At 32.1% G+C, this 23,814-nt stretch carries 19 protein-coding genes and 1 pseudogene; 19 read left to right on the forward strand and 1 reads right to left on the reverse strand.

Features of this window, described 5'->3' with window-relative positions:
• The first annotated feature begins 119 nt into the window (after positions 1-119).
• The 13 genes from uvsE to RR409_RS16225 all read left to right on the forward strand — a co-directional run bounded on the left by uvsE (position 120) and on the right by RR409_RS16225 (position 16,086).
• Complete coding sequence (gene uvsE / locus RR409_RS16165; protein ID WP_332558804.1) at positions 120-1,082, forward strand: UV DNA damage repair endonuclease UvsE; 963 nt, start codon at positions 120-122, stop codon at positions 1,080-1,082.
• A gap of 128 nt (positions 1,083-1,210) precedes the next feature.
• Positions 1,211-1,771, forward strand: coding sequence for a DUF1697 domain-containing protein (locus tag RR409_RS16170; protein ID WP_332558805.1), 561 nt, complete (start codon positions 1,211-1,213; stop codon positions 1,769-1,771).
• Positions 1,772-2,090: 319 nt separating this feature from the next.
• Positions 2,091-3,620 (forward strand): sigma 54-interacting transcriptional regulator, encoded by a 1,530-nt coding sequence (locus tag RR409_RS16175; protein ID WP_332558806.1) that lies wholly within the window; start codon positions 2,091-2,093, stop codon positions 3,618-3,620.
• Positions 3,621-4,071: 451 nt separating this feature from the next.
• Entirely contained in the window at positions 4,072-5,544 is a 1,473-nt protein-coding gene (locus tag RR409_RS16180) for a 4-hydroxyphenylacetate 3-hydroxylase family protein (RefSeq protein ID WP_332558807.1), read from the forward strand.
• A 98-nt stretch (positions 5,545-5,642) separates the two neighbouring features.
• Positions 5,643-6,761: a 4-hydroxybutyrate dehydrogenase gene (locus tag RR409_RS16185; RefSeq protein WP_332558808.1), complete on the forward strand. Its 1,119-nt coding sequence runs from the start codon at positions 5,643-5,645 to the stop codon at positions 6,759-6,761.
• A gap of 203 nt (positions 6,762-6,964) precedes the next feature.
• Positions 6,965-8,431, forward strand: a complete 1,467-nt coding sequence (locus RR409_RS16190) for an APC family permease (RefSeq protein WP_332558809.1) — start codon at positions 6,965-6,967, stop codon at positions 8,429-8,431.
• A gap of 187 nt (positions 8,432-8,618) precedes the next feature.
• A complete protein-coding gene (gene gabT, locus RR409_RS16195; protein WP_332558810.1) occupies positions 8,619-9,983 on the forward strand; it encodes a 4-aminobutyrate--2-oxoglutarate transaminase in 1,365 nt (454 codons plus the stop codon).
• A gap of 409 nt (positions 9,984-10,392) precedes the next feature.
• Positions 10,393-11,745 (forward strand): NADP-specific glutamate dehydrogenase, encoded by a 1,353-nt coding sequence (gene gdhA / locus RR409_RS16200; protein WP_332558811.1) that lies wholly within the window; start codon positions 10,393-10,395, stop codon positions 11,743-11,745.
• An 81-nt stretch (positions 11,746-11,826) separates the two neighbouring features.
• A complete protein-coding gene (locus tag RR409_RS16205) occupies positions 11,827-12,111 on the forward strand; it encodes a NifU family protein (RefSeq protein WP_332558812.1) in 285 nt (94 codons plus the stop codon).
• Positions 12,112-12,113: 2 nt separating this feature from the next.
• Positions 12,114-12,401, forward strand: a complete 288-nt coding sequence (locus RR409_RS16210; RefSeq protein ID WP_332558813.1) for a hypothetical protein — start codon at positions 12,114-12,116, stop codon at positions 12,399-12,401.
• Positions 12,402-12,495: 94 nt separating this feature from the next.
• The gene (locus RR409_RS16215) at positions 12,496-13,794 is read left to right on the forward strand and encodes an acetyl-CoA hydrolase/transferase C-terminal domain-containing protein (RefSeq protein WP_332558814.1); all 1,299 of its coding nucleotides are present in this window, start codon (positions 12,496-12,498) and stop codon (positions 13,792-13,794) included.
• A 191-nt stretch (positions 13,795-13,985) separates the two neighbouring features.
• The gene (locus tag RR409_RS16220; protein WP_332558815.1) at positions 13,986-14,774 is read left to right on the forward strand and encodes an EFR1 family ferrodoxin; all 789 of its coding nucleotides are present in this window, start codon (positions 13,986-13,988) and stop codon (positions 14,772-14,774) included.
• A 379-nt stretch (positions 14,775-15,153) separates the two neighbouring features.
• Positions 15,154-16,086 carry a TraB/GumN family protein gene (locus RR409_RS16225; protein ID WP_332558816.1) on the forward strand — a complete coding sequence of 311 codons (933 nt, stop codon included), beginning with the start codon at positions 15,154-15,156 and terminating at the stop codon, positions 16,084-16,086.
• A gap of 827 nt (positions 16,087-16,913) precedes the next feature.
• On the opposite strand, the gene RR409_RS16230 is transcribed toward RR409_RS16225, so the two are convergent.
• Positions 16,914-17,915, reverse strand: coding sequence for an AraC family transcriptional regulator (locus tag RR409_RS16230; RefSeq protein ID WP_332558817.1), 1,002 nt, complete (start codon positions 17,913-17,915; stop codon positions 16,914-16,916).
• Between the two features lie 381 nt (positions 17,916-18,296).
• On the opposite strand from RR409_RS16230, the gene RR409_RS16235 reads away from it, so the two are divergent.
• The 6 genes and pseudogenes from RR409_RS16235 to RR409_RS16260 form a co-directional block, all read left to right on the forward strand.
• On the forward strand, positions 18,297-19,244 hold the full coding sequence (locus RR409_RS16235; RefSeq protein WP_332558818.1) for an ABC transporter substrate-binding protein: 948 nt from the start codon (positions 18,297-18,299) through the stop codon (positions 19,242-19,244).
• Complete coding sequence (locus RR409_RS16240; protein WP_332558819.1) at positions 19,231-20,223, forward strand: iron ABC transporter permease; 993 nt, start codon at positions 19,231-19,233, stop codon at positions 20,221-20,223. Before RR409_RS16235 ends, RR409_RS16240 begins: the two co-directional genes overlap by 14 nt.
• Before the next feature lies 1 nt (position 20,224).
• Complete coding sequence (locus RR409_RS16245) at positions 20,225-21,232, forward strand: iron ABC transporter permease (protein ID WP_332558820.1); 1,008 nt, start codon at positions 20,225-20,227, stop codon at positions 21,230-21,232.
• Positions 21,233-22,033 (forward strand): ABC transporter ATP-binding protein, encoded by an 801-nt coding sequence (locus tag RR409_RS16250; protein WP_332558821.1) that lies wholly within the window; start codon positions 21,233-21,235, stop codon positions 22,031-22,033.
• Positions 22,023-23,243: an MFS transporter gene (locus RR409_RS16255; protein ID WP_332558822.1), complete on the forward strand. Its 1,221-nt coding sequence runs from the start codon at positions 22,023-22,025 to the stop codon at positions 23,241-23,243. Before RR409_RS16250 ends, RR409_RS16255 begins: the two co-directional genes overlap by 11 nt.
• Before the next feature lie 425 nt (positions 23,244-23,668).
• Positions 23,669-23,814: pseudogene (locus RR409_RS16260) on the forward strand (YbaK/EbsC family protein); the annotation flags it as partial.

Consider the following 23,814-nt stretch of genomic DNA (forward strand, 5'->3'; position numbering starts at 1 on the left):
TCGTGTTATGGATAATTTTGACATTAATAGATTGTTCAGACGCAATACACGTTAAAGTACACCAACATATTGACAAGTTATTTTTCTAATATGTCAAGTATGACTTTATGAGGTGCAATATGAAAATAAGATTAGGCTATGTAGCAATATCACTTAAGTTACCAAAGGTTACATCTTCAAGTAATGTTACTTTTTCTTATTATAGTAAACTGAGTAATAAAGAAAAAAGATTTGATAAACTTAAAACCGTGACTAGATCTAATTTAGATGACTTATATACCATATTAAAATATAATGTTGAAAATAAAATCCATTTTTACAGGATAACCTCAGCTTTAGTTCCATTATCCACTCATCCTGAGGTCACAGAGTGGAATTATAGGGAGGTTTTCAAAAAATATTTTGAAGCAATTGGGGAATATATAAAAGTTAATAATTTACGAGTGGACACTCATCCAGATCAGTTTAATGTTATAAATAGTGCCAAACCCCAAGTAGTAGAAAATACCATAAGAAATCTGCTTTTTCACTCAAACTTTTTTCAAGATATAAATTACCCAGAAGGAAAGATGGTAATCCATGTTGGCAGTGGAGAAGGGGGGAAGGAGGTAGCTTTGGAGAGGTTTGTTAAAAATTTCAAAGCTTTACCTGTGGAAATTGGAAATAGGTTGATTATTGAAAATGATGACAAAACCTTTACTGCAAGGGAAACATTAGAGTTGTGTTCTAAAATACAATGCCCAATGGTTTTAGACACTCATCACCACAAATGCAATAACAATGGAGAAGAGGTGATCCATATGTTAGAGGGAGCCTTCCACACTTGGAGTAACCAAAAGCAACCTCCAAAGATACACTATTCAACGCCAAGAGAGTTCGAAAATGATAGAAAACATGCTGATTATATTGATGGCGAAGAATTCGTGGAGTTTATTGAAAGCGCAAAAGAAATTAATATAGATTTTGATGTTATGCTTGAAGCAAAAATGAAAGATTTAGCATTATATAAGTTGATTGAAGACATTAAGAGGCTAAGGCCTAATTGGCAATGGGAAGATAACTCAACTTTCATTGTGGACTAGGGATTATATTTCATTGCAAGGATATGAAATATAAATAGATAATAAGAGCACATTAATATTAATTTTGGGAAAAGTTTTGTGTTAAAAAGTTATAGATACAAAATTACGTTAAAGGTGGAGGGTCCATTATGAGTATTTATATTGCGTTGTTGAGAGGTATCAACGTAGGTGGAAAGAATATAATTAAAATGGCGGAATTAAAACAAGTGTTTGAAGAAATGGGGCTTGGTGATGTAAAAACGTATATTCAAAGTGGGAATGTATTATTCAAATCAAATGAAGTGGAAGAAGTCCTACAAAAGAGAATTGAGCATGAGATTCAGAGGAATTTTGGATTTCCAGTGCCAGTTATTTTAAGATCGGACTTGGAACTAGAATATATTATTGATAATTGTCCATTTACCAAAGAAGAGATACTTGAAGCTGAGTCCTTATCAGAAGTGGAGAGCTTATATGTGGCACTGTTAGAACACTCACCGTCACAAGAAAAGATTCAACTCTTAAACAATTGTAAAAGTGAAAGTGAAAAATACATAATTAAAGGGCGAGATATGTTTCTTTTATTCCATAATAGTATTAGAAATTCAAAGATTGCTACTAATCTTCAAAAATTGGATGTTCCTGTTACTACGCGTAATTGGAAAACACTAAATAAACTCAATACCTTAGCAAAAGCCATGAAGGAATGAATTCAAAGAATTACAGACTGTATAAAATAACTAAATACTTTAAAACATAAGTGAAGATAGAATTTTTATTATTGGAAAAGGCAAAATTGGTTGTAGTTATGATGAACTATAAGAAATAAATATTATTAAGGACGAACCTAGGGGTTAAACCTTAGGTTTCACTTTTTTAAGCAAAATAAGCATTGATAAATTTGTTTAAAATATACTTAATATTCCCAATATTTGATATACTTAATGTATCAGATAAATTAATAATAAAAAATGGTTAGCAAAGAAATACATAATCTATATGATAATTCTATAGATTTGGAGGTGTTTTATGAGTTTCAATGAAGATATAATTAACACTGATATTCAATTAGAAAAAAATAATGGGTTTCATGATTCCAGGATATTAATAAGAATAAAAAATATGAAAAGAATGGTTTCATCAAATCATAAAATAAATTGCACAAATAACTGTAGAAAAGTAAAACTTACCTGTGAAGAATTAGCTAATATTATTGAATCTTCCTTTGATGGTATATATGTTACTGATGGACAAGCTAATACCTTAAAAGTTAATAAGTCCTATGAAAATATTACTGGATTAAATAGAAAAAATTTGTTAAATAAAAATATGTATGACATAGAAAGAGAAGGATACATATCTAAATCATCCACACTAAAAGTGTTAAAAACAAAAAAAACCAATACAGCTTTGCAAGAATTTAATACAGGTAAAAAAGCCTTGGTTTCTAGCAACCCAATCTTTGATAGCGAAGGTAATATAACTATGGTGGTTACAAATGTAAGAGATGTAACTGAGCTTTATGAATTAGAGGAGGAACTTGCTAAAAATAAGGAACTTCAGGAGAAGTATTACTCAGAGATTGAAATTATGAGGACTCACTATTTAAATTTGTCTGACATTATTGTAAAGGATAACTCCATGCTTAATTTATTAGAGGTTGCTAAACGAGTTGCTAGCGTAGATACTACCATACTAATTTTAGGGGAAACGGGAGTTGGGAAAGAAGAAGTTGCAAAGTTTATACATAAAAATAGTAATAGAAATACAGAAAATTTTATAAAAATTAATTGTGGCGCAATTCCTTCAAACCTTATTGAATCTGAACTTTTTGGTTATGTAAAAGGCGCTTTTACTGGAGCAAATAAAGAAGGCAAAATGGGACTTTTAGAAGTTGCAAATGGAGGTACAATTTTTTTAGATGAAGTGGGAGAGCTTCCTTTAGATGTGCAAGTGAAGCTTTTACGAGTATTACAAGAAGGAGAAGTAGAGCGGATTGGCGCTTTAAAGCCAATTAAAATAGATGTAAGGGTACTAGCAGCTACCAATAGAAATTTAGAGGAAATGATTAAAGAAAAAGCGTTTAGAGAAGATTTGTACTATAGATTAAGTGTGGTACCCCTTATTATTCCACCATTAAGAGAAAGAAGAGAAGATATTGTACCAATAGCTATGCATTACATATCTAAACTAAATAGTAGATATAATCTAAATAAGACTTTCTCAGCTGAAGCAATGAATGCGCTTTATAATTATCACTGGCCAGGAAACGTAAGAGAGGTTAAGAATATAGTTGAAAGGGTTATGGTTATAAGTAGTAAAGATACCATTTATAAAAGTGATTTACCAATGGTAAAATCTTTTAATCATACTGAGAATGCCATTGAACTTGAACATATTAGTAGCTTAGAAGAAGCTGTTGAAAGAGTGGAGGCAGGATTAATTAGTAAGGCTTTTAAAAAAACTGGGAATGTTAGAGCAGCAGCAAAGATACTAGGCGTTGATGCGTCGACCTTTGTAAGAAAGAGAAAAAAATATTTAGAAAAAGGTTTGTTATAAAAATAACAAGGCTTGCCTAAATATAGGGTGTTTAAGTTCCTTAATCAAGTAAAAAGTAAGGAAGAATTTAAATAAAAAGCTGTTGCATTTTTGCATAATGTTGCAAAAATGCAAATTAAGAAAATATTTATAAACACTATATAAAATGCCATAGTATAGATTTTCAATGGTTTGATTTTAAAATATTTGTTGCAATTATGCAACAAATATTTTTTTTCTTTATTAGGAAAGTTGAGATAGTTAATGTATTCACTCCATATTTTTAATGTGAAAAAATAAACTTTTCACTGAAGTACAGTGAGAATAACTAGCTTCTTAGCTTGTAATTAAAATTTAAATGTTTAAAAATACAACTAATAAAAACTTGGCACGGATATTGCTCAATATATATGTAAAGAAAAAAATTATAAGTTACTTACTTTATTAAGTGTTGTTAGAAAGGAAGATGAAAATGGCTTTAAAGACTAAAGAACAGTACATTGAAAGTTTAAGAAATCTAGATATTAAAGTTTATATGTTTGGAGAGTTGGTTGAAAATTTTGTAGACCACCCAATAATTCGCCCATCTATCAATTGCGTTGCCATGACTTACGAATTAGCACAATATCCAGAATATGAAGATTTAATGACTGCTACATCAAATTTGACAGGAAACAAAATTAATCGTTTTACACACCTACACCAAAGTACAGATGATTTAAGAAAAAAAGTTAAAATGCAAAGACTATTAGGACAAAAAACTTCCTCCTGCTTTCAACGTTGTGTAGGTATGGATGCTTTTAATGCAGTATATAGCACAACTTTTGAAACTGATGAAAAATATGGTACTAACTACCATGATAACTTTAAAAAGTATTTAGAGTATGTTCAAGAAAATGATTTAGTTGTTGACGGTGCAATGACCGATCCAAAGGGAGATAGGGGGTTATCACCAACACAACAAGAAGATCCAGATATGTACTTACATGTAGTAGAAACAAGGCCAGATGGTATCGTGGTAAGAGGTGCAAAAGCTCATCAAACTGGTGCAGTAAATTCTCATGAACATCTAATTATGCCAACAATTTCAATGAAACCAGGAGAAGAAGCATATGCTGTGTCCTTTGCAGTACCTGCAGACGCTGATGGTATATATATGATCTACGGACGCCAATCTTGTGATTCAAGGAAATTAGAAGAAGGCGCTGATGTAGACCTAGGAAACAGAGAATTTGGGGGACAAGAAGCCTTAGTGGTCTTTGATGATGTATTTGTACCAAACCACAGAATTTTCTTAAATGGAGAAGTGGAGTTTTCAGGATTACTTGTGGAGCGATTTGCAGGATATCATCGCCAAAGTTATGGTGGATGTAAAGTAGGAGTTGGTGATGTATTAATTGGTGCAGCAGCCTTAGCAGCTGATATGAATGGTGCAGCTAAGGCATCTCATATTAAAGATAAGATAATTGAAATGACACACTTAAATGAGACTTTGTATTGTTGCGGTATCGCTTGTTCAGCAGAAGGATATCCAACAAAAGCAGGAAATTATCAAATCGACATGCTACTTGCAAATGTATGTAAGCAAAATGTAACAAGATTCCCTTATGAAATTGCGAGGCTAGCTGAGGATATTGCTGGCGGACTAATGGTAACTATGCCATCAGAGCAAGATTTTAAACATCCAGAAATTGGGCCAATTTGTGAAAAGTACTTTAAAGGAGTTTCATCAGTGCCAACAGTTGATCGTATGAGAGTACTTAGATTAATTGAAAACTTAACTTTAGGAACAGCAGCAGTTGGATATAGAACTGAATCAATGCATGGTGCAGGTTCCCCTCAAGCACAAAGGATTATGATAGCAAGACAAAGCAATTTAGAACATAAGAAAGCTTTAGCTAGAAAAATCGCTGGAGTTTCTGATTCTAAAGCAACTAAAAAGTAATTTTCAAAACCTTTCATCATATGATTCTTAAATCACATGATGAAATTTATGTGGGTTTATTGTGTAAACAAATATTTTCAATAGAAAGGAAGTATGTTATGAAGAACTTTCAATTAGTACCTCAAATTCATTCTTTTGATAACTTTAATGTTTTTTCAGAAGAATTCAAATTAGGTGAGGGGGATTTAATTTTAACTCATGAATTTCTATATGAACCCTTTATGAAATCATTAAATTTAAAATCAGATTTTATCTTTCAAGAAAAGTATGGTTTTGGTGAACCTTCTGATGAAATGATTAATAACATTATTAATGATATGCCCAAGAAGAAAATAAACAGAATCATAGCTGTAGGTGGCGGAACTATTATTGATATTTCCAAGTTGATGATTTTTAAGGACGTGAAGGATTCATTAGACTTATTTGAGAAGAGAATTCCTTTTGTAAGAGACAAAGAATTAGTAATTGTACCTACAACTTGTGGAACAGGAAGCGAAGTAACTAATATTTCTATTGCGGAAATAAAATCGAAACATACCAAAATGGGACTAGCAACTGATGAATTATTTGCAAATCATTCAGTACTTATCCCAGAGCTCATGAAGGGATTGCCTTTCAAATTCTTTGTAGCTAGTTCAATAGATGCATTAATTCATGCTATCGAATCTTTTGTATCACCTAAATCTAACCAATACACAGAGTTATTTGCGTTAAGAGCAATTGAGATGATAATGAAAGGTTACATGGAAATCATAGAAAAAGGAGAAGATTATCGCCAAAATCTATTGAAGGAATTTGCAATTGCTAGTAATTATGCAGGAATAGCCTTTGGAAATGCGGGGGTTGGAGCAGTTCATGCGATGTCATATCCACTAGGTGGAGTTTATCATGTACCTCATGGTGAAGCAAACTATCATATGTTTACTGAAGTGTTTAAAATGTACAATAGAAAAAATCCAAATGGAAAGATAAAAGAAGTAAATTCTATTTTATCAGAAATTTTAAACATCAATAATAATGCTGATGTCTATAAGGAAATAGAAAATGTGTTAAATAAGTTATTAGTGAAAAGGCCACTTAAAGAATTTGGTATGAAGGAAGAGGAAATTGAAGTGTTTGCTGATAGCGTAATTGTTCAGCAAAAAAGGTTATTGGTTAATAACTACGTACCGTTATCAAGAGAAGAAATGGTAGAAATATATAAAAATTTATACTAAAAATTGAATTTAAAGAGATCTATTGGGTTAAGCCTAGAGCTGAAAGAATAGTATTTAATCCTTTTTGGATGAAAGTGCGGACTATATAAAGCTTTAGAAGGAGTTGTAAATCTCCTTCTAAAGTGATTAATGCACATTTGCTTTAGTAGGTTTTATTCATGTAGAACTCTGTAAAGATAATAAATAAAATAAGGGGGCAAATCATGGGTGAACAACGTGAAAGTCTAGAAAAGGTTTATTCTAAAGGTGACGTATTGGCACTGGCTTTTGGAGCAATGATTGGCTGGGGCTGGGTTATGTTATCTGGCTACTGGGTTGAACAAGCAGGATGGTTTGGGGCAGTTTTGGCATTTTTGATTGGGGCAGTAATGTGTGTATTTGTTGGAATGTGTTATGCAGAGTTAACTCCTGCGCTACCTTGTGCTGGGGGGGGATTAGTATTTGCATATAGAGGGTTAGGTTATGTAGCTGCATGGACAGCTATATGGTCAACATGTTTTGCATATATAGGAGTTGCAGCTTGGGAAGGAATTGCAATTTCAACTGCAATAAACTATATATTCCCCATACCAGAATGGGGATATTTATGGACTGTTGCAGGCTATAAAGTTTATTTATCCTGGTCTGCTGTAGGAATAATTATAGGACTAATTTTAATAATACTTAATTTAAAAGGCGGAAAGAGTGCAGCTTTATTCCAAAATATAGCAACAATTGGATTAACTTTAGTTGGGATAGTTTTCGTAGTTGGTGGTATTGCTAAAGGTGATGCACAGTTCATGGGAGATGCGGTGAAAAATGGAAAAGGAATTATTGCAGTTTTACTTATGGCTCCCGCTATGTATGTAGGCTTTGACGTAATTCCACAATCTGCAGAAGAAATGAATATTCCTAAAAAACAAATTGGTAAAATTCTCATACTATCTATATTTTTAGCTGGTTTCTGGTATATTGCAATATGCTTTGGTGTGGCTTTAGCAGCTCCAACTGATATTAGATTAAATGGCGCAGTACCAGTTGCAGATGCGGCAGCTTATGTATTCAAAAATCCACTAATGGGTAAATTCCTAATTTTAGGTGCACTATGTGGTATTTTAACAAGCTGGAATGGATTTATCATTGGAGGTGCAAGAGTTTTATTTGCAATGGGCAGAGCTAAAATGCTTCCACCTGTATTTGGTAAAGTTAATCCTAAAACTCAAACACCATATGCAGCTATTATTCTTATAGGAATCATATGCTTACTTTCACCTTTATTAGGAAAAAATGCTTTAGTTTGGTTTGTAAATGCAAGTTCCTTTGGAGTTGTTATAACGTATTTATTTGTTAGTTTATCCTTCGTTGCACTTAGAAAGAAGGAACCAAATTTAGAAAGACCATTCAAGGTTAAACATCCTAAGTTTATAGGATATGGAGCAGTTATAATTTCAATATTCTTCATTGCATTATATCTGCCAGGAACACCAGGAGGACTAGTATGGCCATATGAGTGGGGTATGATTATTGCATGGGTAGTATTAGGTATTATCTTGGCAATTATGACTAAAAAAGCATATCCAAATGTGTCTGCTAGAGAAAGGGAATTCTTGATTTTCGGCGAACAATATGGAAGAAAAGAAATTCTGAACCAGAATGAAAGTGATGGTCCAAACAGCACTTTAGATATATAAGTATTAAGCTAAAAATTAAGTTAAACTGAACTTTAAAAATTTAAGGGAAGCAAAAAACAATTAGTATAGAGGTTTGTTTTTGTTTCCCTATATTGAACATAGCCCATTAAAAGATAAGGAAATCAATAATAATTAAAAAATTGTTATTAAAAATATTTTTAAATTACATTACGAGGGGGATATTATTATGTCATTATTAAGAACTAGTTTACCTAAAATGGTCACTGCATTTCCAGGACCAAAAGCAAAGGAATTATTAAATCTTAGAGAAGAAAATGTCCCAGTTGGAGTATCTTATGGAGCACCTGCTTTTATCACACGTGGAGAAGGTGCAATGTTTGAGGATGTAGATGGGAATACAATGATGGATTTTGTTGGTGGAATTGGTGTTTTAAATATAGGCTATTCAAATCCAGAAGTTGTGGAAGTTGTAAAAGAGCAAGTTTCAAAATTTTTCCATTCAAGTATAAATGTAGTACAGTATGAAGGCTATCTACGCTTAGCTGAAAAGTTAAACAGTATTGTTCCAGGAAACTTTAAAAAGAAAACCATGTTTATAAACAGTGGAGCTGAAGCTGTTGAAAACGCAATAAAAATTGCAAGAAAATATACAGGGAAATCAGAAGTAGTAGTATTTACAGGTGGATTCCACGGAAGAACAAGTTTAACTATGGGGATGACAAGTAAAGTGAAACCATACAAATTTGGGTTTGGACCATTTACTCCAGGAATCCATCGTGCAGAATTCCCTTACATTTATCGTCGTCCAGCAGGTGTATCAGAAGAAAATGCAGTAAATTATTATATTGAAAAATTAAATAATTTCTTTTTAGAGCAAGTAAACCCAGATGGAGTTGCAGCAATAATTATTGAGCCAGTTCAAGGCGAGGGCGGATTTGTTCCAGCACCTATTGAATATGTAAAAGAACTTAGAAAAATATGTGATGAAAATGGTATCCTATTAATTTTTGATGAAGTACAATCTGGTTATTGCAGAACTGGTAGAATGTTTGCAAGTGAATATTGGGCAGAACAAGGAATATATGCAGATATCATAACTAGTGCAAAATCAATTGCAGCAGGACTTCCAATAAGTGCAGTAACTGGTAGAGCTGAAGTTATGGATGTCTCTCAACCAGGTGGAATTGGGGGAACTTATGGTGGAAATCCAGTAGCATGTGCTGCTGCCCTAAAAGTTATTGAAGTGATGGAAAGAGACAACTATGCTGGTAAATCAATGCATATTGCAGAAATAAGCATGAGAAGATTTAATGAAATGAAAGAAAAATATGAAATTATTGGGGATGTTCGTGGACTAGGTGCTATGATGTCTATTGAGTTTGTTACTGATAGGGTGACTAAAGAACCAGCTAAAAATGAAGTGAAAGCAATTATCAATGAATGTAACAATAATGGTTTAATACTTTTAGACTGTGGTATTAGAGGAAATAATATTCGTTTCTTAATGCCACTATGCATAACAGATGAGCAATTAAATGCTGGATTAGATATACTTGAAAATGCTATTTCCAAGGTAAGTGTTAAAGCATAATTATTTGTATCAAAATCATTCATAAAACATGAAATATAAATTTATTCATCAAAAAACTTATTAATAAAATCTCAGTGGCTACGGATGTAGTCACTGAGAGCATAATATAGTTTTCATATTACTTAAATTGAAAAAAAATTTATCCTATATCGATCTATTTTTCGTACTTTATAAAAAGATTACTAAAACTTAAACACCACCGCCATGGTGTTTTCACATGTTGGCATCAAAGTATAAATTCAATCTAAATTAATTAAAATAGTGATGCAAGTTAAGTAACTTTTTACTCATCTCTCCAAGATAGTTTTAAGTGGTATCGAAACAATATAGATAAATAAAGTGAAAATTCAAATTTAAAGTTAAGCTCGAACATAAAATTATATTCTATTTGAATTTAGGAGGTAATGGCATGATTACTAAAGCTTACATTGAAGAAGTATTGGAAAATGTAAGAAAAAGAAATAATGGAGAACCAGAATTTATACAAGCGGTAGAAGAGGTCTTACATTCGCTTGGACCAGTTTTAGAAAAGCATCCAGAATATATAGAGTCAAATCTTTTAGAGAGATTTTGTGAGCCAGAAAGACAAATAATGTTCAGAGTACCATGGGTAGATGATCAGGGGAAGCTAAATGTAAATAGAGGCTTCAGAGTACAATTTAACGGAGTAATAGGGCCTTATAAGGGTGGATTAAGATTTCATCCATCAGTTTATATCGGAATAGTAAAATTCTTAGGTTTTGAGCAAATATTAAAGAATTCATTAACTGGACTTCCAATAGGTGGAGGGAAAGGTGGTTCTGACTTTGATCCAAGAGGAAAGTCAGATAAAGAAATAATGAGATTTTGTCAGAGTTTTATGACAGAATTATATAGACATATTGGACCAGATGTTGATGTTCCAGCTGGGGACATAGGTGTTGGTGGAAGAGAAATAGGATACCTTTATGGACAATATAGAAGAATTAGAGGAACTTTTGAAAATGGAGTTCTAACTGGTAAAGGCTTAGCCTATGGTGGAAGCTTAATAAGACCAGAAGCTACAGGCTTTGGTGTAACTTACTATTGTCAAGAAATGTTAAAACATGAAGGCGAAAGCTTCCAAGGTAAAACCGTTGCAGTCTCTGGATTTGGTAATGTTGCTTGGGGAACTTGCAAGAAGGTTTCTGATTTAGGTGGAAAAGTTGTTACATTATCAGGACCAGATGGATATATCTATGACCCCGCAGGAGTTACTGGTGAAAAGATAGATTATTTAGTAGAAATGCTAAATACAAATAAAGGTGCAAGAGTTAAAGATTATGCTGATAAATACGGGGTAGAGTTTTTCCCTGGACAAAAACCATGGAATGTTAAAGTAGATATTATAATACCTGCTGCAACTCAAAATGATATTCAATTAGAACATGCAAAGCAAATCGTTGCTAACGGAGTCAAATATGTTTGTGAAGCTGCTAACATGCCATGCACAAATGAGGCTGTTCAATACTTCCAAGAAAATGGAGTAGTTGTTGGACCAGCTAAAGCTGCTAATGCAGGTGGAGTGGCTACATCAGCTCTTGAAATGTCACAAAATAGCATGAGATTATCTTGGACTGCTGAAGAAGTAGATGCAAAACTTCATGGAATAATGGTAAACATCTACAATAGTTGCAAGAAAGCATCAGAGGAGTATGGTTTTGGTTATAACTTAGTTGCTGGAGCTAACATAGCTGGATTCGTAAAAGTAGCTGATGCTATGCAGGCACAAGGAAACTACTAAAATAAAATTTAGGGAAGCAACTGGCCCCCATGGACAAATTTGCTTCCCTATAATTTTACAAAAGGAATGGGGTAGATAGTTATGTTTGATGAAATTAATGAAGTCTTAGATACGAAAGTTAGACCTGTTCTTGCAGGGCATTATGGTGACATTAAACTTATTAGTGTAGAAGATGGAATTGTGCAAGTAAAGCTTTTAGGACAGTGTAATGGATGTCCTTCTGCTACATTAACTGTGGAGCATGTGGTAGAACATGCACTTAAGGAGACAATCCCTAGTATAAAAACTGTAAAAATCAAAAATGAAGTAAATGATGAATTATGGGAAGCAGCCAAAAGAATTTTGAAAAGTAGAAATGGAAAATAATTATGAACTTCGGTATTAAATATTGTGGTGGATGCAATCCGCAGTATGATAGGGTGGAAATTGCAACAAAAATAAAAAGTTATACTAATAATGAACATATTGTAGAGATAGTTAAAGAAGGAAATGTTTATGATATTCTTATTATTCTTTGTGGATGTCACTGTGCTTGCGCAAACCATAAAGACATAAAAGTAATTTATAAAAAAATATGTGTAACTTGTGAAAGAGATTATGAAAATTTACTTCTTATTATAGATAAAATAAAATTTCAACCAAATTTAAAAGGATAGAATTTAATATTCTTTAAATGAAAATAAATTTCCTTTGCAGGTGGTTGTAGAAATGGACTAGTTAATTATTTAATGTTTTAGGAGGATTATATAAATGAAGTGGCAAGAGATTTATGAGTCAAAAATTGTTTCCCCAGAAGACGCTGTTAAAAAAATTAAATCTCATGATAGAGTTGTTATAGGTCATGCAGTAGCGGAACCAACAACACTAATTAGGGCAATGGTAGAGAATAAAGATGATTATGAGGATGTTGAAATAGTACACATGGTTCCCATGGGAAAAGGTGAATATACAAATCCAGGTATGGAAAAACATTTTAGACATAATGCGATATTTGTCGGTGGACCAACAAGAGAAGCTGTAGATTCAGGAAGAGCTGATTTTACTCCTTGTTATTTTTCAGAAGTTCCAAGCCTGTTCAAAAGAAATTTAAAGGTGGATGTAGCTCTTATCCAAGTGTCATCACCAGATCATCATGGTTATTGCAGTTTTGGAGTAGCTAATGACTATACAAAACCAGCAGCGGAAAGTGCAAAATTAATAATTGCACAGGTTAATGATAAAATGCCAAGAACTATGGGAGATTCTTTTATCCATATTTCTGAAATTGATTATATAGTAGTAGATAATCATCCAATTATAGAACTTCAACCTCCCAAAATAGGGGACATAGAGAAAGCTATTGGAGAAAACTGTGCTTCCTTAATTGAAGATGGATCAACTCTTCAACTTGGTATAGGCGCTATACCTGATGCTGTACTCTTATTCTTAAAAGATAAAAAGGACTTGGGAATCCATTCTGAAATGATATCAGATGGTGTTGTTGAGTTGGTAGAAGCAGGGGTTATAACAAATAAAGCTAAAACTATTCATCCAGGAAAAATAATAGTTACCTTTTTAATGGGAACTAAAAGACTTTACGACTTTGTAGATAACAACCCCATGGTGGAAATGTATCCTGTGGACTATGTAAATGATCCAACAGTAATTATGAAGAATTATAAGATGGTATCAGTTAATTCTTGTGTACAAGTAGATTTAATGGGACAAGTAGCATCAGAAAGCGTAGGTTTAAAACAAATCAGTGGAGTAGGTGGACAAGTGGACTTTGTAAGAGGAGCTAACATGAGTAAAAATGGTAAAACTATCATGGCAATGCCTTCCACAGCAGCTAAAGGAAAAATTTCTAAGATTGTACCATTGTTAGATACTGGAGCTGCGGTTACCACAGGAAGAAATGATGTAGACTATGTAGTTACTGAACATGGAGTAGCACAATTAAAAGGAAAAACGCTGAAGGATAGGGCAAGAGCTTTAATAAATATTGCTGATCCTAACTTTAGAGCTGAACTAATAGGAGAATATGAAAAAAGATTTAACTGTAAGTTTTAAGATATTGAATTTGCGATGGATAATGGATCCATCGCAAATTTTGTTTTTAGAAATATAATAATTCATTGACAATAAAAAGTGAGTATATTAATATAAGTTGCAAATAAAATAATTAATATGAAAGTAATTTATATTTTAAGGTTAATATATAGTAATAAAGTATGAAAACTAAAAAAGTTTGGGGGAACATCATGACAACAACAATTTATTATTTTAGCGGAACAGGTAATTCCTTAAAGGTTGCCAAGGACCTAGCTAAGGAAATTCAGGATACAAAACTTGTTCAGATTACAAAAGATAAAATGAAATTAAAAAATGATAAAGAGTGTGGCAAGATAGGGATTATATATCCAGTTTATAAATCAGGGCTACCTATTCTTGTTAAAAAATTCTTAGAAAATCTAGAGATAAGTAAAAATACTTATGTTTTTACAGTAGCCACCTATGGAGCAGGAGCAGGCATATCTTTTCATCAAATAGAAGAAATTCTTAAGAATAAAGGGTTAAAATTATCTGCGGCTTTTGGAGTATCAATGCCAGGAAACTATCAAGTTCTATATGCACCATTTTCAGTTAAAACTCAACAAAAACGCTTTGAAAATGAAGAGTTAAAAACCAAAGAAATAGCTAAGTGTATAAATAATAACGAAATAGTGAAGATAGCGGGTTCAGGTAAATCTTTTAAAAATACCATTGCGAGGCTCATGTACAAATCATTTAATCCATATGAAGCAGATAAAAATTTCTGGACTGATGAAAATTGCAATGGATGCACCACTTGTTCTAAGGTCTGCCCAGTAAATAACATCGTAATGAAAAAAGGTAAACCAAATTGGAACCATAAATGTGAGCAATGCATGGCATGTATGCAGTGGTGCCCTAAGAAATCCGTACAATATAAGAAGGTAACGATAAAAAGAGGTCGATACACACACCCCAATATACAGGTCCAGGAGTTGTTCAATAATAGTAATAAGTAATGACTAATAGGCAGGCAAATTAGTTTATATCAATGTGATTAAAAGGGAATTAACTTTAATGCAGAATCAAAGATTTTAGTTGTTTTAGATAGCATAAAAAGAAGAAATATAAATACAAAAAAGGTATCTATGTTCTTATAATGACATAGATACCTTTTTAATGTAGATTAGATGAACTGCCAAAGATCTAATGGTATTCAAAAAGCCTTGTGTGTGGCCTTTTCTAATTAAAGAAAAAATTAATTTACAATAATAGCATGTTGCTTCATTGGGGTTTAAAGAGTGATGCAAGTATATTTTCAAAAATCTTAGAATTATTTGAACAACATAATCACTCCATGAATACACTGATATGTCACTAATATTATAAGGAGAGCCTATGTTAAATAATATAATTACTAATATAAAGAAAGTGAAGCTAAAGCCTTTTTTTAATAATAAGAATAGAAAAGCTGAAGGAAAGATATGCGATGGCATTTTCTACAAAGTCGAAAAGGATGGAAAGTATTTTTATGTTGGTGGTTCAATACACATAGGAAAGAGTAGTAGCATACAATTTAATGAATTAGTAGAAAAAGCCTTTGAAGAAAGTACGAAGCTTGCTGTGGAGATAGACAATACTAAAATAAAGAATTTTATTGGCTTAATTAAAGAAATTAAGAATATTTCTTTAAATGAGGCTGAATTAGAGGAAAAAGAGCAGGAACTTGATTTTTCATTAGAGGAGAAGAAAAATAAATTCGAAAACTTATGTAAAGATCTAGGATTAAATTCTAAAAAATACAGTAAGATTTCCCCTGATAAATTTTATGTAGTAGCTGAGAGAAAGTTGATAAAAAATGCAGGATATAGATCCAAATTTGGTATAGATAATATTTTTATAGAAAGAGCAAAAAAGAGTAAGAAGGAAATAGTATCCTTAGAAAGCCCAGATATTCAGCTTGGTGCGTTTGTAGCAGCTATAAAGATGTCTCCAGAATGTCTTAGTAAACACCCTAAAGAAATGGGAACTTTAGAATCATTAGAAGAATCAATTGAGGAATTATCTAGTACCCATGATGCAATTTTTGAAGGTGATATTTCAAAACTTGTAAATGAGATACTGATATATAATCCAATAAATGAACGTGACAAAGAAAACCTAAATAAGTTTCTATATCACAGAAATGAGATGATGGTAGATAATATTGAAAATTTCATTGAATCAGGGGAAATATGCTTTGCAGTTGTTGGAGCTGCACACGTAATCGGAAAAGGCGGGATTCTAAAATTATTTAAAGATAAAGGATATACAATAACTAGATTAAAATAGTATGAAAAATCTGAAACCAACTTAGGCAAAAATTTGAGAGTAAAAATATTAAGTTTTTAGTAGATATTCAGGAGGATTTTCACTATTGTGTAAAACAAGGTATTTCAGAGTTATATAAATAATGGGGAAGAACTACAAATTCAGAGTGAGCATATTAAGGCATCTTTAGACCTTTTAACTGAATCAGAGTATTGCAGAAAAAAATCAATTTTCTATCTAATTTATGATCATCATGAGCATTACTGTGGTGGAGGAGTTCCAGCAGGTTAACTAGGAAATGAAATCAGTCTATTTGGAAGAATACTAAAAATTGCTGTTGAAAATGATGATTCTGTCGGAGGATACTTCGCTAACAGTGGAAAAATATCCTATGATACTATAAGTACGCTTTTAGATAATAAGAGTAAAGTCTTTGATGATAATATTTTGAGAATATTTATATATAGATCAAGTTTGTATAAAATAGGTAAAACTGTAAGAGTGTCAATTAATAAAAGTGGTGAAATAGTCGGATTCACAAATTTTATAGAATATCCACATAAACCAGTGATAAAATTTAAAGATGGTACTATTATAGATACCTATAGAAAGTAGGGTCCGCAAGTTTTTATAATATTATCTAAGGTGATAAAGGATTTTTATAGAATTACTCAGCTTTCACACAGGATAAAGTGCGATGAGGATATTCCATGGAAAGCAAGGATAATCTCTATTGCTGACATGTGCTGTAAATTCAAAAAGTAGAAAAGCGAATGGATGTCAATGTGAGTAAACCCAGGTATTTAAAAGAAGATTTTAGAAATTTAATTATTATTCTAAAATCTTCTTTATTTTGTTTTCCTAAACTTTAATGGAGTTTTTCCATAAGTCTTTTTAAACATTTTAGAAAAGTTTGCAGAATAATTATAACCAACCTTATTAGATATTTCCTCTATGCTTAAATCCGTAGTAGATAAAAGATTGGCAGCAACAGTCATTTTAATATGATTTACATATTCGCCGATGGACATATGATAATGCTTTGAAAAGCCTGCCTTCAGCTTTTGCTCATTTAAAAATACCATCTTACTTAAAGCACCAATACCAGGAGGATTACTAAAGTTTTTTTCGATTATACCATGAGCCTTTTGAATGGCATGGATATCAGAAGAGGTGAGTTTAATTATTCTGTTAGCTCCAATATTGATATTCCCATAGTTAATTTGATTAGTAAAGGCATTTTCAGAGGACTTAGTAACCTCATTTATTAAAATAGCAATGCACTCTAAAATTTTACTTTCTAGATAAATACTATTTAAGGAATTTTCATAGGTTAAGCTTTGTAACTGACGTATAATTTCTACAATTTCTAAGGGTAAATAAATATAAGTATAATTCTTAATAAAAGAATCAAAATCCATTATATTTGGAAAATTAGGTTGTATTATTTCCTTAAAATAACTTTCATAAATAGTTATTTCAGTTCCGTGAAAATGTTGTGCTTTTTTCCAGTTTTGTTTGCCCTTTAAATCTTTTTCAATAACAAAGAAGGAGGAGGGAGTAAAATGGGATACAGGATTATTTTCAATTTTAAACTCTGTAATCCCTGTATAAACTACACCAAAACGCATTAAATGTTCAGGGTTATCAAAAGATATAGAAAAATCCTCAGATATGGTATAGTCTGCAATATCTAAGTTATAATAACCTTCTCTTGAATAACTAATTAAGTGGCCAAGTTCGGGCATGTTTTCATTTGTATATAAAGCATAGTTTTTATTTTTAAATTTACTAAAGGATAGCTTCTTTAAAACAACAGCTTTAAACTCTTCATTAGATCTTACTATCATAAAAATCCTCCTTTCAATAAATAATACTATATATAATAATTTATAGTTATTCAAGAAAATACTCTCATTAGATGTAAAAATAATTAAATTAGATGCAAAGGTTGAAGTGAGAATGATAATCATATACAATGATTTTGTTAGAAGGATATTGAGAATCAATTTCAGTTACCTATGAAATAATATAGGTCTGATAATACTTTAAATTTCTAGGTTGAAAAAATTAATTGAACTTAGTTTATGAAACAGTGTTAATCGCCTTAAGACCTTTGATAATGAATAAATTAAACTTTCAGGTAGAGAGCTATAATTAAAAATACATAAAGGTTTTAGCTTGTTTATTATCTATATACATAGAATTCAATTTTGAAAGGAAGATACATAATGAGAAAAAGAGGAATATTAAAAACAATTATAACTGCTTGTATGGCTTCAATGCTTTTTGTTGGTTGTGCAAATACTGCAGAGGTTAAAAAAGAGGAAAATAAAACAGTTACAGTAACAGATGTTAGAGGAGAAGTTAAAATCCCTGAAAATCCTAAAAAAATAGTAGACTTAAGTGGTAATAGTGATATTTTATCAATCTTAGGCTATAAGGTAACTGGAACGGCCAATAGTGATGCCTATGATTATACAAAATTCCCTACCTATTTAGAAGACACACTAAAAGGTGCAACTATATTAGGCTATAGCATGCAGGATACTATGGATGTGGAAGCTATAATGAATTTAAATCCAGACCTAATTGTAATTTCAACAGTACAAGAAAAAATGTATGATCAATTAAGTGAAATTGCTCCAACAGTTATGATTAAATTAGAGGCTTTAAACTGGAAAGAAGATGTTAAGGCAGTAGCAAAAGTATTTAATAAAGAAGAAGCTGCAAATACTTGGCTTGCAAACTATGATAAAAAAGCAAAAGAAGTTGGAGAAAAGGTTAAAGAAGCTAAAGGTAAGGATACAACTTATTTATCTTTCTTAGCTAGCGGTGGTCAATTCTACGTGTTTGATGGAGCTGGATTTGGTAGTGTTTTATACAATGATACGGGACTTACTAAACCAGAAGGCATGCCATCACAAAGTGATATTAGTTTACCAGTAGTTACTTATGAGGGACTTGCTTCAATAAAATCAGATTATATATTTGTAATTGCAACAGATGCAGACTTAAAAACACTTGAGGCAAATGCTATATGGAACAGTTTACCTGCAGTAAAAGAAGGTAAGGTTGTTAAGCTACCAGCTTCACCATACTTTACACAAGGTTATAGTTCAATTGGAAGACAAGTACTTTTAGACGAAATCATGGAGATGTTAAATGAAAAAAAATAATAAAAATACAATAACTTTTATAGTTTGTAGTATTTTTGTTCTGATGATTGGGTTATTCCTAGCTGTAAGTCTAGGAGTAGCCCATATTGGGATTTCAGAAATCTTTAATAGTATTTTTAACTACAGTGAAACCCTAGAGCTTATGCTAATTCGAGATGTGCGTATTCCTAGAGCCTTAAGTGTACTTCTCACGGGAGGAATTTTAGGGGTTACAGGAGCCATGATTCAAGGAGTTACGAGAAATCCTATAGCAGAACCTTCTCTTCTTGGAGTAAGTCAGGGAGCTACTTTGGTTATAGCAATATTTTATGCTGTAGGAATTACTATCAATACTACAAATGTGATGTTAGCTTCCTTAATAGGAGCAATCTTCAGTGGCTTTACAGTAATGGGTTTTACTTCAAGAAAATCAAATAGTAGGTCCATAGCAAAAATACTTTTAGCAGGTACTGCTATGAGTACTTTCTTTATTTCTTTAACAACAATCATTGGACTATTATCAAACCAATCTCAGTTTATTGCCTTTTGGGTTTCTGGAGGTTTTAGAAATGCAACTTGGGCAGATTTTAAGTTGGTTGCTATAGTTGGTATCCTAGGCTTAATAGCAGCTATTTTCCTATCAAAGAAAATAAATATTCTAAGTTTAGGAGATGATGTAGCAATCAGCCTTGGCGAAAAACCAGAGAGAATAAGATTAATAACATTTCTTGTAATGATACCAATGTGTGCTGCAGCTGTAGCTGTTGGTAAAAATATTGGTTTTGTAGGGCTTATTGTTCCTCAAATAGTAAGAAAAATCTTTGGAGAAGATTATAGAAAAAATATACCTTTTTCCTTTTTGCTAGGTGCAGTACTTTTAACTTACTCCGATATAGCTGCAAGAATGGTTTATAATCCTTATGAAACTCCAATTGGAATTTTTACAGCCTTAATAGGAGTTCCGTTCTTTATAGCTGTGGCAAGAAGGGAGAGAGGTTAATATGAAGGAGAAAAGATCTAAAATAATAGTGGTGGCCTTAGTTATTTTATTATTAGCAGCTTTAATTACCTATTTATCCTGGGGAACTTATAAAATTTCACCTTTAGATAGTATAAAAACATTACTTGGACAAGGAACAAAGCTTCAAAAGGCTGCGATTTTAAACCTGAGACTTCCAAGGATGTTAGTTGGGATCTCCGTGGCAGCAGCTCTATCAACTGCGGGTGCTCTACTCCAGACTATAACCAAAAATGAACTGGCGGACTCAGGGATAATTGGACTCAATGCTGGAGCAGCAGTAGCAGCAGTTATATTTATTTCTTTGAAAACTGCAAATTATTATAGCACCCTTGGATCACTGTCTGTTTACGTGTTGCCCTTTATTGCCATTATAGGTGCAGGAATTTCAGCTCTTGTGATTTACTTCTTATCCAGTAGAAATGGGGTTAAGCCAAGAAGGTTACTGCTTATAGGTCTTGGACTAAATGCAGGATTAAATGCTTTTATTACCTTCTTTACCTTTAAAAGTGGAGTTGGGGAGTACAACAGAGTATTAACCTGGACCTCAGGTAGTCTTTGGGGAGCAGGCTGGGATTATGCAAAAATAATTCTTCCATTAGTTCTATTAATGTTTGTGGTTGTATTATTAAATCATAAAAAATTGGATGTTCTTAGTTTATCTGATGAGCATGCAATTTCCCTTGGCTTAAACTTAAATAAGGAAAGAAAGAGGTTTTTATCCTTTGTTGTTATTCTTGCAGGTGGGGCAACAGCCTTTGCAGGAAATGTAGGCTTTATTGGTTTAATATGCCCACACATTGCAAGGAAGTTAGTTGGACCCTATCATAAAAATCTTCTAAAGGTATCTGCAGTTATAAGTATAGTGATAGTACTACTTGCAGATGCAGTTTCAAGAAACTTATTTTCTCCAATTGAAATACCTGTGGGAATTACAATTTCAATCTTTGGAGTACCATATTTTATTTATTTAATGATGAAGGAGAAATAGATGGAAGTTATTAGTGTAAAAAAATTATCAGTAGCCTATGAAGATAATCTCATAATAGATAACATGAATCTTTCCATTCCGAAGGGGAAGATAAGTATCATTATAGGGGCTAATGGGTGCGGAAAATCAACCCTATTAAAAACCATAGCAAGGGTAATAAAGCCCAAGAGTGGAGATATCTTTATAAATGAAAAAAACATAAAAACTCAAAAAGAAAAACACTTAGCAACCCAAGTGGCCTTTCTACCCCAGGGACCAGTATGTCCAAGTGGAATTACAGTGAGAGAATTAGTTGCCTTTGGAAGATTTCCTCATCAAAAGCTTATTGGTGGGCTTAAAGCTCATGATAAGGAAGTTATTGATTGGGCCATTGAGGAAACAGGACTCAAGGATTTTGCAGATAGAGAAATAGAAAATTTATCTGGAGGACAAAGGCAAAGGGCTTGGATTGCCATGACTTTAGCCCAAGAAACAGATATAATCATGCTGGATGAACCAACTACTTATTTGGATATGTCTTATCAACTAGAAGTATTGCAAGTACTAGAGAAACTAAATAAAGAAAAAAACATAACTATTGTTATGGTATTACATGAACTAAACAATGCTTGTAGATTTGCAAGTAATATAATTGGACTGAAAAAGGGAAAGATTGCTTGTGAAGGTGCTCCAATGGAAGCTATTACAACAGAAAATCTAAAAGAAATTTATGGAATAGAAGGTAAACTACAATTGAGTGAGGATAAAACTTACCCTATTTGCATAGATTACGAACTTATAAGGGGACAAAATGAAAAATAAAAACTTTGCTATAGTAGTTATTGGGCAGATAATATCTTTATTTGGAAATGCTATTCAAAGATTTTGTATGTCTTTATACATCTTGGATTTAACAGGTAGTGCTGCTATTTTTTCAACAATATTAGCTATTTCAACTATTCCATATATATTGTTTGCACCAATTGCTGGACTTTTAGCAGACACAGTAAATAGAAAAAAAATCATGGTTTATCTTGATTTTTTCAGTACTGCACTACTAGCTGTGTATTCAATAATACTATTTAGTGGAAATGATAATAGCATAATAGTGGGAAGTGTTATGTTTATCCTATCTATTATTTATACTTTATATAGTCCTTCAGTTACAGCCAGTATTCCACAAATTGTTGAAAAAGAAAGTTTAGCCTCAGCTAACGGAATAATTCAACAAGTTGGAGCTGTTGTGAACTTAGTTGCACCCTTAGCAGCTGGTTTATTGTATAGCTTTGTTGATATAAAAATAATAGTAGTAATAAATGCAGTTAGTTTTTTACTATCAGCTATTTTAGAGCTATTTTTACATATTCCAGACCTAGAAGTGAAGGAAAAGTTTAAGAACCCTACGTTACAATCTTTAAAGGAAATGAAAAAGAGCTTTATTTACTTAAAGGAAAAGAAGAAAACCGTACTTGGAATTATAGTTTCTTACGGACTAACTAATATCTTTGTTGTGCCTATTCTAACGGTGATATCTCCTTATTTTATTAAACTTAAGTTAAATATGTCTGCCTCTGCCTATGGTTTTGCTGAAGCCGTATTTGTTTTAGGTATGATGGTTGGGGGATTGCTAATAACTTTCAAACCAGAGTTTTTCAAAATGAAAAATATCCATAAAACTATGTATCCAATGGTAATAGCCATTATTGTTATGGCAGTTTCTACCTACTTAAATGGGCAAAACAAATATGCAATGCTAGGACTCTATTCAGTAGGAGGTTTCGGAATAATGTTATCCTTAGCTTTATCCAACATTATATCCTTAACCTATATTCAACAAGAAGTAAAAGAGGACATGCTTGGAAAGGTTAGTGCTTTTTCTACTGCAATTGCAACATCAAGTGTTGCCCCTGGTCAATTAATATATGGGCAACTTATAGATATTAATTTAAGCCTATACAGTATCCTAGCATTATCCTCTATTTTAAGTATAGGAGTGGTTACATTTGTAAAATGGAATTCTAGAAAAGCTTAAGATATTTTATTTTCAAATAGAACCTTATTAAAACTTTAAATAGGTTATTATAACTTAGAAAGGATTGGAGATTTTCGTAAGCCCATGTATTGATGCAACGTAAATCTACAAATATAAGGTGCCATAAGCAATTATAAGAAAATAATAATATAAGATGGAGCATTAGAAAATAAACAATGCAGTTTTCCAATGTACAGAACACTTTTATAAAAATGAAGCTATAGTTTGTAAATTTAAAATCAAACTATAGCTTTTTATGTGCTATTATGGTTTAAACCACATGTAAGTGGTATAATTTACTAAAATAAAAATAGAAGCTCATTGCTAATGGGCTTACACCAGTATGGTATTAGAATATGGACTAAAATTATAGAGAAAATCCATAATGAAAAAATAATAAAATCTAGAAAGAGAGGATGAAGAAAATGGCAATTGATAAAGTTCGTGAACATTTGAAAAGATGGGGAAGGGATAGTGACATTCTAGAATTTGAAACATCAAGTGCTACAGTAGAATTAGCTGCCGCAGCGCTCCAGGTTGAACCTGCAAGAATTGGAAAGACTATTTCACT

The sequence above is a fragment of the Clostridium sp. genome, from assembly GCF_036642255.1.
Classification (GTDB): Bacteria; Bacillota; Clostridia; order Clostridiales; family Clostridiaceae; genus Clostridium_J.

Excerpts from the sequence above, each read along its gene's own strand:
- uvsE (WP_332558804.1), top strand. The coding sequence starts at position 120 with ATGAAAATAAGATTAGGCTATGTAGCAATATCACTTAAGTTACCAAAG.
- RR409_RS16170 (WP_332558805.1), top strand. The coding sequence starts at position 1,211 with ATGAGTATTTATATTGCGTTGTTGAGAGGTATCAACGTAGGTGGAAAG.
- RR409_RS16175 (WP_332558806.1), top strand. The coding sequence starts at position 2,091 with ATGAGTTTCAATGAAGATATAATTAACACTGATATTCAATTAGAAAAA.
- RR409_RS16180 (WP_332558807.1), top strand. The coding sequence starts at position 4,072 with ATGGCTTTAAAGACTAAAGAACAGTACATTGAAAGTTTAAGAAATCTA.
- RR409_RS16185 (WP_332558808.1), top strand. The coding sequence starts at position 5,643 with ATGAAGAACTTTCAATTAGTACCTCAAATTCATTCTTTTGATAACTTT.
- RR409_RS16190 (WP_332558809.1), top strand. The coding sequence starts at position 6,965 with ATGGGTGAACAACGTGAAAGTCTAGAAAAGGTTTATTCTAAAGGTGAC.
- gabT (WP_332558810.1), top strand. The coding sequence starts at position 8,619 with ATGTCATTATTAAGAACTAGTTTACCTAAAATGGTCACTGCATTTCCA.
- gdhA (WP_332558811.1), top strand. The coding sequence starts at position 10,393 with ATGATTACTAAAGCTTACATTGAAGAAGTATTGGAAAATGTAAGAAAA.
- RR409_RS16205 (WP_332558812.1), top strand. The coding sequence starts at position 11,827 with ATGTTTGATGAAATTAATGAAGTCTTAGATACGAAAGTTAGACCTGTT.
- RR409_RS16210 (WP_332558813.1), top strand. The coding sequence starts at position 12,114 with ATGAACTTCGGTATTAAATATTGTGGTGGATGCAATCCGCAGTATGAT.
- RR409_RS16215 (WP_332558814.1), top strand. The coding sequence starts at position 12,496 with ATGAAGTGGCAAGAGATTTATGAGTCAAAAATTGTTTCCCCAGAAGAC.
- RR409_RS16220 (WP_332558815.1), top strand. The coding sequence starts at position 13,986 with ATGACAACAACAATTTATTATTTTAGCGGAACAGGTAATTCCTTAAAG.
- RR409_RS16225 (WP_332558816.1), top strand. The coding sequence starts at position 15,154 with ATGTTAAATAATATAATTACTAATATAAAGAAAGTGAAGCTAAAGCCT.
- RR409_RS16230 (WP_332558817.1), bottom strand. The coding sequence starts at position 17,915 with ATGATAGTAAGATCTAATGAAGAGTTTAAAGCTGTTGTTTTAAAGAAG.
- RR409_RS16235 (WP_332558818.1), top strand. The coding sequence starts at position 18,297 with ATGAGAAAAAGAGGAATATTAAAAACAATTATAACTGCTTGTATGGCT.
- RR409_RS16240 (WP_332558819.1), top strand. The coding sequence starts at position 19,231 with ATGAAAAAAAATAATAAAAATACAATAACTTTTATAGTTTGTAGTATT.
- RR409_RS16245 (WP_332558820.1), top strand. The coding sequence starts at position 20,225 with ATGAAGGAGAAAAGATCTAAAATAATAGTGGTGGCCTTAGTTATTTTA.
- RR409_RS16250 (WP_332558821.1), top strand. The coding sequence starts at position 21,233 with ATGGAAGTTATTAGTGTAAAAAAATTATCAGTAGCCTATGAAGATAAT.
- RR409_RS16255 (WP_332558822.1), top strand. The coding sequence starts at position 22,023 with ATGAAAAATAAAAACTTTGCTATAGTAGTTATTGGGCAGATAATATCT.